Genomic DNA, 12,951 nt, shown 5'->3' on the forward strand with positions numbered 1-12,951 from the left:
TTTTAAATAGATCAGCATGCTTCTGTAATAGCTTGTCAGCGATGAAACTAAATTCCACTGTACTTCTAACGTTGATTTTGTTAACCCTGATGTTGGGAGCAGGTTCTGTGAGTGGGTTGTTGGGGTTTAATATGGGGAGTTCAGCACTTAAAGGTGTTACCACACCAGATGGTCGTCCCATAACCAAATTTACCAGTAGCAAGACAGCTAACGCGCAACAGGGAGGGATAGAGCTATTAAAAGAGGAGGAAATCCTCAAAATTGTCAAGTCACGGACCGATGGCAAGGCCAAGTCCGCTAAACCAGAAAAGCTAGAGGAAGATGAAGAAGAAAGCAGCAAGCCTAAACCCAAGGAAAAGCCCAAGGAAGTAGCTGAAGAAAAACCCCTACCAGGATTTCCGGTTACTGCCGAAAATGAGGGTGTGCTCCTATCTGTGCAATCTGCTCGCTATTCTGGCGGTGATTTAATCCTAAAAGTGAAAATGCAGAACAAAGGTGCTGATTCTGTGCGCTTCCTGTACAGTTTTTTGGATGTCACAGATGAAAAAGGACGAACGCTGAGTGCTATTACAGAGGGTTTACCAGCGGAATTGCCAGCAAATGGCCCAACTTTTTCAGGTACAGTCAGCATTCCCTCAGCCTTACTCGATGATGTGAAAAAGATCTCTCTGGCGCTAACGGATTATCCTGCTCAAAAATTGAAGTTACAGGTGTCAGATATTCCTGTAGAAAGATAGGAGGACAAGATAGCGATTTGTGATTTGTGATTGGGGTTTTTGCTGTTCAATCCAAAATACATCAGGGGATCTCCTTGCCGAATCCTGTCGGAGATGCTGCACGTTAGCGTATCCTGACGGGATGCCTATGGTGGATAGCTCCTTTGTAAGCGTTGCTCTCCCAAAGAGAGCAAGAGGCACGGCACGCTCATGGGGAGCCACTGCGTTGCTCTGGTTCCCAGAGTTGAAGCAAGTGGCGTGGAAACAAGAGAGTTCTGCGCGTTGCCTCACCAAAATCCAAAATCAAAGAGTAGGGGCGTGAGTTTTACACGAGCTTTGGCGGTGAGTGGTTTTCCTAGCTTAAGTTGGACAGATGTAGGGCTGCGATTGTTGTCAGTGCTACTGCTGATTGCGATCAATGCCTTTTTTGTGACGGCAGAGTTCTCAATGGTGACGGTGCGGCGATCGCGTATTCACCAGCTAGTTCAGGCTGGGGACATTCCAGCGATCGCCGTTGAGATGCTGCAACGCAGTATTGACAGGTTGCTATCTACAACCCAGTTAGGCATTACCCTGTCTAGTTTGGCACTGGGGTGGATTGGAGAAAGTACGATTGTTGTGTTGGTCAATGCCTGGTTGAAATCCTGGCCTTTACCAATCAAAATAACCAACTTCCTAGCTCATTCTCTATCAATTCCGATCGCCTTTTTTCTGATTGCCTATCTGCAAATTGTTTTAGGGGAATTATTCCCCAAGTCAGTGGCGATGTTTTATTCAGAAAAGCTGGCGCGGTTTTTGGGGCCTTCAGTCAAAGCGATCGTCCGTTTTTTCAGCCCCTTCATCTGGATTCTCAATCAATCAACCCGCTGGCTGTTGCGACTGTTTGGCATTCAATATACAGGTCAAAGCTGGAGACCACCAGTGACTCCAGAAGAATTACAACTGATTATCTCTACAGAACGAGAATCCACTGGGTTAGAGCTTTCAGAGCGGGAACTGCTGAATAATGTCTTTGAGTTCGGGGATGTCACAGCGCAAGATGTAATGATTCCCCGTACTGGCATTGTTGCTCTACCCCAAGAAGCCACCTTTCAAACATTACTCCAGGAAATGACATCTACTGGTCACTCGCGCTATCCCATCGTTGGTGAATCTTTAGACGACATTCGCGGCATTGTTTACTTTAAAGATTTAGCAAAACCCTTAGCTGTGGGTAAGCTGACCTTAGAGACACAGATCCAACCTTGGATGCGTCCGGCCCGGTTTGTACCGGAACACACGCCCTTGAGTGAACTATTACCGATGATGCAGCAAGAGAAACCAGCAATGGTCATGGTAGTAAATGAATTTGGCGGTATTGTCGGGCTGGTAACCATCCAAGATGTAATTAACGAAATCATTGGCGACTCCAGCGAACCTGACAGCAGCGATGACCTCATGATCCAGATGTTAGACAATCAGACATTTTTGGTGCAAGCTCAGGTCAACCTGGAAGAACTCAATCAAGTTTTGCATCTCAATTTACCCTTGACGAGGGAATACCAGACCCTGGGGGGATTTTTACTTTACCAGATGCAGAAAATCCCGGCTAAAGGCGAAACATTTTGCTATCAAAATCTCGAATTTACCGTGGTGTCAGTCATTGGGCCACGGCTACACCAAATTCAACTCCGACGCTTGCACAGTGAGTAGTCGGGGATTGGAGACTGGGGATCATATTTAATTTAAAATTTAAAATTTAAAATTTTTGTCCTCAGCGTAAAGAAGCGGGTCTTTTAATCCCAATTCGGCAAAAGCTGCTAACCGCAAGCGGCAAGAATCACAGACGCCACAAGCAATATCACCACCATCATAGCAAGACCAAGTTAGCTTCCAAGGTACTCCTAATTGGTTACCAAGTTGGATAATTTCGGTTTTTTTCAAATTAATCAGGGGTGCGACAATGCTGATTGGTTGTCCCTCGCGACCTTGTTTAGTTCCCAAGCGGAAAACGTCCTGCATCGCCTGGATATAGTCGGGACGACAATCAGGATATCCAGAGTAATCTAAGGCATTGACGCCGATATAAACACGTTCAGCGGCGATCGTTTCGGCGTACCCTAGGGCGAAACTTAAAAAGATCGTATTGCGGGCTGGGACATAGGTTACAGGGATGTTTTGAGACATTTCATCTAGGCTACGCTCTTGGGGTAATGCGATCGCATCATCCGTCAGTGCGGAACCACCCCATTGCCGTAAATCAAAATTAACCACCTGATGTTTTACCACCCCATTGGTTTGAGCGACAAGCAGGGCAGACTGTAACTCTCGTCGGTGTCGCTGCTGGTAATCAAAAGAAATGGCGTGACACTCACAACCGTCTGCCTTTGCTTGATATAGAACTGTGGAAGAGTCTAATCCCCCAGACAACAGAATTACAGCTTTCATAAAACCTCGTGGTAAGTGTGGAAACGTAATTATGGATAAATTATTTAAGCTATCGGGGAGGCAATTCCTGAGAAAATCTGGTTGAAGATCAGGATTACCGTATTTCTGCTAATATTTAGTAATTTTTTTGACAAAAAGAGTGATTGATTTTCAATGGTGTCAATCGGACATTTATCCCAGTAATTAATTGCCCAACTGATAGCTGGGAATTTCTACTGAGGTCTTACGGAGTTTTAAAAGTCAATAAAAAAACAAATTGTCTTTTGTCTAGCGGACAAACAATAGCTCAATTTAGACTTGTCCATCCAAATAACAGCCCGATGACGGGAACTGATTATAAACTTTGAAATTCTTCATAAATAGAACCACTATGTTACCATCTTGATGGTTTTAGACGGATCGCGTATGGCATTTAAGTATAAAGGCCAACGACCGCAGCGTCTCTAAATTTGGTGGTTGAGGAGATAATAGTGCAAGATAGCATGTCAGTGGCAGAACCAAATTCATATACACAGCGCAACCAGCCACGACCAATCCGCATAGGCGTGATTGGAGTGGGGAACATGGGACAACATCACACCCGCGTACTGAGTTCAATGAAAGATGTTGAACTGGTCGGCGTATCAGATATTAATGTTGAGCGTGGGTTGGAAACCGCCAGCAAATACAAGGTACGTTTTTTTGAAGATTACAGCGACCTGCTACCCCATGTGGAAGCAGTTTGTGTCGCTGTACCCACCCGCCTACATTATGCCGTTGGCATGAACTGCCTTTTAGCCGGAATTCATGTTTTGATTGAAAAGCCGATCGCCGCCAGTATTTCTGAGGCTGAATCCTTAGTAAATGCGGCAGCTGAGTCTCAATGTATCCTGCAAGTAGGTCACATTGAGCGCTTCAATCCGGCTTTTAGAGAACTGAGCCAAGTGCTGAAAACTGAGGAAGTACTGGCGCTAGAAGCTCACCGGATGAGTCCTTATTCGGCTCGAGCGAATGATGTCTCGGTGGTGCTAGATTTAATGATCCACGATATTGACCTACTTATAGAATTAGCCGCCTCCCCAGTGGTGAAGTTGACTGCTAGCGGTACTCGTTCCCTAGACTCTGGTTATTTAGATTATGTGACTGCCACCTTAGGGTTTGCCAATGGCATTGTCGCTACTCTGACGGCCAGCAAAGTCACTCATCGCAAAATTCGCCGCATTGTTGCCCATTGTAAAAACTCATTCACTGAAGCAGATTTCCTCAAGAATGAAATTTTGATTCATCGGCAAACATCTGCCAACCCAATCACAGACCATCGACAAGTGCTTTACAGGCAAGATGGTTTAATTGAGAAAGTTTATACCAGTAACATTCAACCCCTGAGCGCAGAATTAGAACATTTTGTCAACTGCGTACACGGTGGTAATCAACCTTCAGTTGGTGGTGAACAAGCTCTTAAAGCTCTAAGATTGGCAAGTTTAATTGAGCAGATGGCTCTGGAAGATCGGGTTTGGAACCCATTAGACTGGCAATCAGAACAGAGAGTGCAATCCTTATCCCCAACTTTATAGAAGAAAAGCCAACCAGGCAAAAGTCGAAAATTCTTTTGCCTTTTAACTTTTGACTAAAAATGGGACTCTTTACTGGGAACTAGGTACTGGGGAATTCGTTTACCCCACGGAGTGGGGATAAGGGGCATGGGGAATGGGAACTTCTTTCTCCCAATTAAAAATCTAAAATCCAAAATCCAAAATTGAATCGATGCTTGAATGGATAACTAACACCATTAACTCCCTGGGCTATTGGGGAATTGCCCTGCTGATGTTCTTAGAAAACCTCTTTCCCCCCATCCCTTCAGAATTGATTATGCCGCTGGCGGGATTCACAGCCAGGACAACGCCAGACAATCTCAATATCATTGGCGTGTTTTTTGCCGGACTTTTGGGTTCTGTACTAGGCGCACTTATCTGGTACTATCCTGGTAAGTTTTTGGGAGAACAGCGCTTGAAAACCTTGGCTGACAAGTACGGCAAGTGGCTGACTGTATCCAGCAAAGATATCGCTAAGGCGAAACGCTGGTTTGACTCTCAAGGCAACAAAGCAGTGTTAATTGGCCGCCTTGTGCCGGGAGTCCGCACCTTAATTTCCGTTCCTGCGGGTATTAGCAATATGCCCTTGCTGCCTTTCCTATTTTACACAACCCTAGGTAGTGCGGCTTGGGTGGGTTTGTTAACATTCTCAGGGTACTTGTTGGGTAGTCAGTATGCACTTGTGGACAAGTACATTACCGTTGTATCCAAAATTGTGCTTTTGAGTATAGTTCTGTTATTTGTTGTCTGGGTACTAAAGCGCCAGCGCCAAGGCACTAGAAGATGAAAAACCGCTGCTTTTGGTGGGAAATAGGGCGTTACATCTGTGCGATATTCGCCTACACTATGCCAAATCATCGCCTTCCTCGCGTTGGCAAAGCCCACCATCAGTTCTGCGGACTGGCTACGCTAACCAATAGCGTCTCGTAGAGAAGGTATCGCCTGAAGTAAATTTTGGCGTATTTCTAGCTACACTTGACGCAACCTATAATTTCTCGTAGCTCGCATTTTTGTAAGATGAGCATGATAACTTTTTACAGTTAAGCTAAGACTAGGAGCTTTCATGACAGACCAACCAACTGCTGCCACCCCAATGAATGCCGCATCTATACCAATGAATAGAGTATCGGCATCCACCCCGATGAATGCGGCGGTTAATAAGCCGAACAACGTTCCCGGCGGAAAAACCATTCTCAGTGTGGATTTAGGCAGAACTTCCACCAAGACTTGTGTTAGTCGCGAACCAAACAATGTGGCGTTTGTACCTGCCAACGTCAAACAAATGTCTATAGAACAAGTTCGCGGGGGCGTTTTTGAATCCCGCGCTACTGACCCTTTAATGGATTTATGGCTAGAGTACCAAGGTAGTGGATACGCTGTTGGTCAGTTGGCAGCTGACTTTGGCGCGAATCTAGGAGTCGGCCAATCTAAGGTAGAGGATGCACTGGTAAAAGTTTTGGCAAGTGCTGGCTACTTCAAACTCAAAGACGAAATTGCAGTCGTACTGGGTCTGCCGTTCCTTTCTTTAGAGCAATTTGAAAAAGAAAAAGCTCAGTTGACCAGCTTGGTAACTGGGCCCCATGTGTTAAATTTCCGTGGCGAATCTTTATCACTTAACATAACTAAGGTTTGGGTAATGCCAGAAGGTTACGGCAGTTTGCTGTGGTCTGAGGCTCAACCTAATAAAGGAGCGACAGTTCCCGATTTTACGAAAATATCGGTGGCGATTGTCGATATTGGCCATCAAACCATCGATTTTCTGATGGTTGATAACTTCCGCTTTGCCCGAGGCGCTTCTAAGAGTGAAGAATTCGGGATGAACAAATTTTATGAAATGGTAGCCGCTGAAATTGAGGGAGCTGATAGTCAATCTCTAGCGCTGATTTCTGCTGTTAACAAACCTAAAGGCGAACGTTTCTACCGTCCCAAAGGCGCCAGCAAGCCCGCTAACTTAGATGATTTTCTTCCTAATCTCATTGAGATGTTTTCTCGTGATATTTGTAGCCGTGTGTTAGCCTGGTTGCCAGAGCGCGTCACTGATGTAATTCTCACTGGCGGGGGTGGTGAGTTCTTCTGGGAAGATGTTCAACGTCTGCTTAAGGAAGCCAAAATTAATGCTTATTTGGCTGCACCCTCTCGGCAGGCTAACGCTCTGGGGCAGTATATTTATGGAGAGGCGCAATTATCCGCTGTTCGCGCTGCTAGGTAATAAAACTGATGTTCCAATGGTCAAAAAAGGTAGTTAAATCCGTTACGTTCAACCCAGAGATTGCTGATGAAAGCTTGTTGGCGCAAGTGGAAAGCCATTTGGAGACACAGCCTGACAAGACTTTCAGCGACCTCTGTAAAGAGTCGTTGTGGCAAGCTTTATGTGTACCGGAATCTGCACGACCTAGTCTGAATACAGCAGTGATCGCTTCGATTGAACAACAAATCGGCGATCTGCAACGTCAATTGGCTGGACTTGAGGAACGTTTTTTTGCTAAGGAATCAAATCGTTTGGAGGTAATGGAAAACCAGCTGTTACAACTTACTCAACAAGTGGCACAACTGGCGATCATGCTGAATGAGCGACCATTCTTTCAGTCTCCAAACCCATCAGCACCAACGGTAGAAGTAGTAAATCATCCTGCTTATACTCCTGCTTCCCCTCCTCAAGAGGTTGACCCTGTAATCAGTCGCCTTAGTCAGTTTCTTGATGATTTTTAAGAACAAATGAACTACCCACCCCTCAACAAAGTAGGGGTGGGTTTCTACAAATACCCCAGTAGAATCCGCGAATCCATTCATATTGTTGAGGGATTTTTTGGGTTATTCTCCTATAACCGCTGAATTTTCCACAAATAGCTAGAAATCAAATTCGTCAGCATGTGGGCGACAATTGGTACTAATAAGTTACCGCTTAATAAAGCGCTATACCCCAGGATGATACCGATAATGGTTGCCCAAATCACATAAGGCCATTGTTCGGGACCGCTGAGGTGCAAGATGCCAAAGCAAAGACTCGACACGATCACAGCTACATGATCCAAACCTAAAGCTGGCAGCATCACACCCCGAAATAATAATTCTTCACTCAACCCCGGTAGCAGCCCCAGCCAAATTAAGTCGGGCATTGCTAAAGGCTTGAGCACTATTTCTAGGTAATAATCTGCACTTTTACGGTAGGGAGGGGAAAAGCGATAAGCTAAACCACTCAAAGCGGTGATGAATAAACCCAATCCCACCCCCAAGAGTAAATCCCTTCCTTGCCAGTTCCAGGAAAAGAGGGATAAGTTACCAAAGCTTAACCAAAGCTTGGCTGCTATCCACAAAATGATTGCAGTCACTCCCATCGCTACAAGCACTTGGGTGCGTGTCAAGTAGGGAATTTCTGGCTCTTGCTTTTGTTGTTCAACCACAGGAGTTTAGGGATAGAAGAATAATTGACTAATAACTTAATTGTGGACTGATGGCAGATAGATTGATACCTGCTTTATGTGCCACCAATACACCTACTGCTTCTAAATATGAGTTTACCTGTATGGATTTGATCCCCAACGCTGGGGAAGAAACTTGAATGAGTGTTTTATTTTCTGCCACTGTAATTATTTGACACAGCCTTTGGTTTAAACTCAGTAAGGCGCTACTACCACAAGCTGTTGCGGGTATGATAATGGCATCAACTTGATTTGCCCAGATATCTTCTTGTAGAGAATTGCTTAATTCCCTCTCTACAATAAATTGTGGGGCGCGACTCAAGCCTACCAGTACACTTGGTAAGAAAGTATAGCCCAATTCTTCGGCGGCGGAACGGGGAGATAAATCAGGATCTGGGGGTGCAGTCCCTAGGGCTGGAGAATGGGCGCAAGGTATTTGAAAGGTTCGCACTACTAAATGGCTAATTACTGCTTCTGCACCTGCTAGGGGATCTACACCTTTTCCGTGGCGGTAGTTTTGTTCTGCCTCTTGATCAAGATTATCAGGAAACCGAGCAACAACGGCGATCGCATTTGCTCCCATTTTAATCAGTTTCTCAGCCGCCCGTAACAAGCTGTCTGGGTTGCCAATCGTCCCCCAACTCGTACCTGATGGGGAAATACGCAATTCAACGTTTAAGGGTGCGTCAGTGATGACATGATCTGTAATGGTTAATCCTAAAGTGGCTCTGGCTGCATCTGCGGCTTGCAGGTGTCGCAGCCGTAATTCTGGCTCAATACCCCGGTCTAAAAGCAAACCTATTTTATTACTGTGGACGGGACGCAAACCCCAGCATCCAGCGGCAAATTTGTCAAGTCCATAACCTTCAACGTAGAAAGTGTTGGGGAGATTCCAGTACAAACTGGCGCCGTTGAGGACGTTGGGGTGAGTGATCAGGCGATCGCAAACTTGTGCTAGAACTTTAGCAACTGGTATTGCATCTCCGGCATAACCCCCAATCGCTGCGCCAATGCCTGTAGGAACAATTAAAATAGCAGTGTAAGGACGTTGCATCATCAGTTGTCATTTGTGAGTACTGATAATTACTCAGCACTCAACACTCATTAATCAGCACTGGCTGTAGTCACAACAGCTTCTACTGTAGCCTTTTGCTGTTGTTCATCTACAGAAGTAATTGCCCAACGTAGCGGTTCACCCTGTTTTTTCAACTCGGCTTCAATTGCTGTTTGTAACTCTGTGGGGGTTTCTTGAAGGTCGATTTCTGCGGTAATAAAATGGGTGGTCATAGGGGTAAATCCTGTTGTTTTGTGATTTCTAGAATACAGCTATCTGCTGAGGTTTGGGAATATGGACTGGAAACGAACCGCAGAGGACGCAGAGGACGCAGAGAAATACGTAATCGATGAGGTTTGGTAATGAATCTTTAATGTAATCTTTTTTGCCCATTACCTTTTTCCCAATCAGGATTTAAAGATGATGATGATTAATATTGATCATTCTCAAATTAATCCTGTTAATCCTCTAATCCTCTAAATCCTGATCCCAGTTTATTTGCCTTTACCAAATTGCAAATCATAAAGTATATCTTCCTTTTCTGTCTCTAGTTTCAAATCAGAAAGGGGTTTGGCAATACAAAGCAGCACATAGCCTTTTTTTTGCAGTTCTGGACTAACACCCATACCGTCAGTTTGATCTACAGTTCCCTCGCTAAGTTGACCGGCGCAAGTTGTGCAAACACCAGCACCGCAGGAAGTTGGCAAGTCCAAACCAGAAGATTGAGCAACTGATAAAATAGTTTCGTTTTCGGGCACTTGTAAAGTATGAATTGTGCCTTGGTGGTTAATTTCTACGGTGTAAGTTTTGGACATATACAAAAGCAACGGGTGACAACGGACAAGTCAATTATTTTATCTGATAAATAGGTACGCAACAAACAAAGGAATTATTTTCAAATAGCTTTATCGGCAAAAGTCGCTATACAGTGATAATTATAAGTCCTGGCCAGACAAAAAAATAAAGTAAGGAGGCTCACTTCCTGTTAATTCTCCCTGCAACGACTAATGAGGTTGAATTTTCCTAAAACTGGGGAAGTAGATTATAAATACTTAACGAGTGTTTGGCTAAATATCTTGGAGTGTAGAATGTTGGAATCATACCGTCAACACGTTGTGGAAAGGGCAGCACTAGGAATTCCCCCTTTACCGCTAGATGCAAAGCAAACATCAGCATTATGCGAATTGCTGAAAAATCCGCCAAAGGGTGAAGAAGAAGTATTATTACAATTATTGCGCGATCGCATTCCGCCCGGTGTCGATGCAGCAGCTTACGTTAAAGCCGGGTTCCTCACCGCCATTGCCAAAGAAGAAATCACCAGTCCCTTAGTTTCACCTATAGAAGCAGTAGAATTGCTGGGGACAATGGTAGGTGGCTATAACGTGCAATCATTAATCGACTTGTTGCAATTACCCACCGTATCTGTATCCGACTCTTCCGAAACACCTCTAGTCATGGGGGGACAAGGAAAGGAACCAATAGCAGCTTATGCAGCCACCGCTTTAAGCAAAATCCTGTTGGTTTACGATGCCTACCATGATGTTTTGGAGTTATCGAAAACCAACCCCTTAGCCAAGCAGGTAATTGACTCTTGGGCTGAAGCTGAGTGGTTCACCATTCGTCCCACATTACCCGAAGCTATCACCGTCACTGTTTTCAAAGTCCCAGGTGAAACCAATACCGACGACTTATCCCCCGCCCAAAGCGCCACCACCCGTCCAGATATACCCTTACACGCCTTGGTGATGCTAGAGTCGCGCCAACCGGGAAGCTTGGAAACCATAGCTGAGTTAAAGAAAAAAGGGCATCCCGTCGCTTATGTTGGCGATGTGGTGGGTACAGGTTCCTCGCGGAAATCTGCCATTAACTCTGTATTGTGGCATTTGGGAAATGATATTCCTTTTGTGCCCAACAAACGCGCTGGGGGATATATTTTAGGAAGTGCGATCGCCCCAATTTTCTTTAACACAGCCGAAGATGCCGGCGCATTACCCATTCAGTGCGATGTCACCAAACTAGAAACCGGCGATGTCATCACCATTCATCCCTACAAAGGCGAAATCACCAACGAAGCCGGCGAAGTCGTTTCCACCTTCACCCTCAAACCCGAAACCATCTTTGACGAAGTTCGCGCTGGTGGACGCATCCCTTTACTTATCGGCCGTACCCTCACCGACAAAACCCGCCAAGCATTAGGTTTACCACCCAGTACCGTCTTCATTCGTCCCCAAGCACCTGCTGACTCTGGCAAAGGCTACACCCTAGCACAGAAAATGGTAGGGAAAGCTTGCGGTTTACCCGGTGTCCGTCCTGGCACATCTTGCGAACCCATCATGACAACCGTTGGTTCCCAAGATACCACAGGCCCCATGACCCGCGACGAACTAAAAGAACTCGCCTGTCTCGGTTTTAGTGCAGACTTAGTTATCCAAAGTTTCTGTCACACCGCAGCCTATCCCAAACCAGTAGACATCAAAACCCATCACGACTTACCCGACTTTTTCGCCTCCCGTGGCGGTGTCGCCTTGCGTCCTGGAGATGGAATTATTCACTCTTGGTTAAACCGGATGCTGCTACCCGACACCGTGGGAACAGGTGGCGACTCACACACCCGCTTCCCCTTAGGAATTTCCTTCCCCGCCGGTTCTGGGTTAGTCGCCTTTGCTGGTGCTTTGGGTGTAATGCCCTTGGATATGCCAGAATCAGTTTTGGTAAGATTCAAAGGAGAATTGCAACCAGGAATTACTTTGCGGGATATCGTCAATGCAATTCCTTATGTAGCAATGCAAAAAGGTTTATTGACAGTAGAGAAGCAGAATAAGAAAAATGTCTTCTCTGGCAAGATTTTGGAAATTGAAGGTTTGCCCGATTTGAAAGTGGAACAAGCCTTTGAATTGACAGATGCTTCCGCAGAACGTTCTTGCGCCGGCTGCACAATTAAACTGAGTGAAGAGACAGTTGCCGAATATCTGCGTTCTAATGTAGCACTGTTGACAAATATGATAGCACGGGGCTATCACGATGAGCGTACCCTTCTCCGTCGCATAGCGAAAATGGAAGAATGGTTAGCAAATCCCGTGTTGTTAGCAGGTGATACCGATGCCGAATATGCAGAAATAATTGAAATTGATTTGAACGAAATCAAAGAACCAATTGTCGCTGCTCCCAATGACCCGGATAATGTTAAATTATTATCGGAAGTTGCTAATGATCCTGTGCAAGAAGTATTTGTCGGTTCTTGCATGACAAACATCGGACATTATCGGGCAACTGCGAAGGTTTTGGAAGGTGCGGGTGAAGTAAAAACTCGCTTGTGGATAGCACCACCAACCCGCATGGATGAACACCAATTAAAAGAGGAAGGTGTCTATAGCGTTTTTGGTGCTGCCGGTGCGAGAACAGAAATGCCCGGATGTAGTTTGTGCATGGGAAATCAGGCACGAGTTGCTGATGGCACAACGGTATTTTCTACCTCTACCCGCAATTTCAATAACCGCATGGGTAAAGATGCACGAGTCTATCTAGGTTCGGCTGAATTAGCAGCAGTTTGTGCGCTATTGGGACGCATTCCCACAGTGGAGGAATATTTGGAGATTGTGGCGAAGAAGATTCAACCTTTTGCTGATAATTTGTATCGGTATTTGAACTTTGATCAAATCGCCGGTTTTGAGGATGAAGGGCGGGTAATTCCGTTGGAAGAAATGCCCAGAATTGAGGAGATTTTGGGTATGCCGGCTGCGGTGAAGTAGTCGGGGTTAATTAGT

12 protein-coding genes are annotated in these 12,951 nt (G+C 45.4%); 7 read left to right on the forward strand and 5 right to left on the reverse strand.

The features are described 5' to 3' along the window. The first annotated feature begins 41 nt into the window (after positions 1-41). Together CYLST_RS13270 and CYLST_RS13280 are read left to right on the forward strand one after the other, a co-directional pair. A complete protein-coding gene (locus CYLST_RS13270; protein WP_015208243.1) occupies positions 42-737 on the forward strand; it encodes a hypothetical protein in 696 nt (231 codons plus the stop codon). Between the two features lie 321 nt (positions 738-1,058). Beyond that, positions 1,059-2,408, forward strand: a complete 1,350-nt coding sequence (locus CYLST_RS13280; protein ID WP_172642184.1) for a hemolysin family protein — start codon at positions 1,059-1,061, stop codon at positions 2,406-2,408. A 39-nt stretch (positions 2,409-2,447) separates the two neighbouring features. Here CYLST_RS13280 and queC read toward each other — a convergent pair whose 3' ends face one another. Beyond that, positions 2,448-3,143: a 7-cyano-7-deazaguanine synthase QueC gene (gene queC, locus CYLST_RS13285; RefSeq protein WP_015208245.1), complete on the reverse strand. Its 696-nt coding sequence runs from the start codon at positions 3,141-3,143 to the stop codon at positions 2,448-2,450. 470 nt (positions 3,144-3,613) lie between these two features. On the opposite strand from queC, the gene CYLST_RS13290 reads away from it, so the two are divergent. The 4 genes from CYLST_RS13290 (at position 3,614) to fcmC (ending at position 7,423) form a co-directional block, all read left to right on the forward strand. Continuing rightward, positions 3,614-4,696 carry a Gfo/Idh/MocA family protein gene (locus CYLST_RS13290; protein ID WP_015208246.1) on the forward strand — a complete coding sequence of 361 codons (1,083 nt, stop codon included), beginning with the start codon at positions 3,614-3,616 and terminating at the stop codon, positions 4,694-4,696. A gap of 190 nt (positions 4,697-4,886) precedes the next feature. After that, entirely contained in the window at positions 4,887-5,501 is a 615-nt protein-coding gene (locus tag CYLST_RS13295) for a DedA family protein (protein WP_015208247.1), read from the forward strand. A 276-nt stretch (positions 5,502-5,777) separates the two neighbouring features. Continuing rightward, the gene (gene fcmB, locus CYLST_RS13300) at positions 5,778-6,923 is read left to right on the forward strand and encodes a filament morphology actin-like protein FcmB (RefSeq protein ID WP_015208248.1); all 1,146 of its coding nucleotides are present in this window, start codon (positions 5,778-5,780) and stop codon (positions 6,921-6,923) included. Positions 6,924-6,931: 8 nt separating this feature from the next. Further along, positions 6,932-7,423 (forward strand): filament morphology membrane protein FcmC, encoded by a 492-nt coding sequence (gene fcmC / locus CYLST_RS13305; RefSeq protein WP_015208249.1) that lies wholly within the window; start codon positions 6,932-6,934, stop codon positions 7,421-7,423. 110 nt (positions 7,424-7,533) lie between these two features. On the opposite strand, the gene CYLST_RS13310 is transcribed toward fcmC, so the two are convergent. The 4 genes from CYLST_RS13310 to CYLST_RS13325 all read right to left on the reverse strand — a co-directional run bounded on the left by CYLST_RS13310 (position 7,534) and on the right by CYLST_RS13325 (position 10,002). Then, positions 7,534-8,115: a CPBP family intramembrane glutamic endopeptidase gene (locus CYLST_RS13310; protein WP_015208250.1), complete on the reverse strand. Its 582-nt coding sequence runs from the start codon at positions 8,113-8,115 to the stop codon at positions 7,534-7,536. A gap of 28 nt (positions 8,116-8,143) precedes the next feature. Next, positions 8,144-9,187 (reverse strand): DUF3326 domain-containing protein, encoded by a 1,044-nt coding sequence (locus CYLST_RS13315; RefSeq protein ID WP_041233094.1) that lies wholly within the window; start codon positions 9,185-9,187, stop codon positions 8,144-8,146. Positions 9,188-9,237: 50 nt separating this feature from the next. Then, on the reverse strand, positions 9,238-9,420 hold the full coding sequence (locus tag CYLST_RS13320; protein WP_015208252.1) for a hypothetical protein: 183 nt from the start codon (positions 9,418-9,420) through the stop codon (positions 9,238-9,240). Between the two features lie 261 nt (positions 9,421-9,681). Further along, positions 9,682-10,002: a 2Fe-2S iron-sulfur cluster-binding protein gene (locus CYLST_RS13325; protein ID WP_015208253.1), complete on the reverse strand. Its 321-nt coding sequence runs from the start codon at positions 10,000-10,002 to the stop codon at positions 9,682-9,684. 273 nt (positions 10,003-10,275) lie between these two features. On the opposite strand from CYLST_RS13325, the gene acnB reads away from it, so the two are divergent. Then, positions 10,276-12,936: a bifunctional aconitate hydratase 2/2-methylisocitrate dehydratase gene (acnB, locus tag CYLST_RS13330; RefSeq protein WP_015208254.1), complete on the forward strand. Its 2,661-nt coding sequence runs from the start codon at positions 10,276-10,278 to the stop codon at positions 12,934-12,936. The last annotated feature ends 15 nt before the right edge of the window (positions 12,937-12,951 follow it).

This window comes from Cylindrospermum stagnale PCC 7417, from assembly GCF_000317535.1.
In the GTDB taxonomy this organism is placed as follows: domain Bacteria; phylum Cyanobacteriota; class Cyanobacteriia; order Cyanobacteriales; family Nostocaceae; genus Cylindrospermum; species Cylindrospermum stagnale.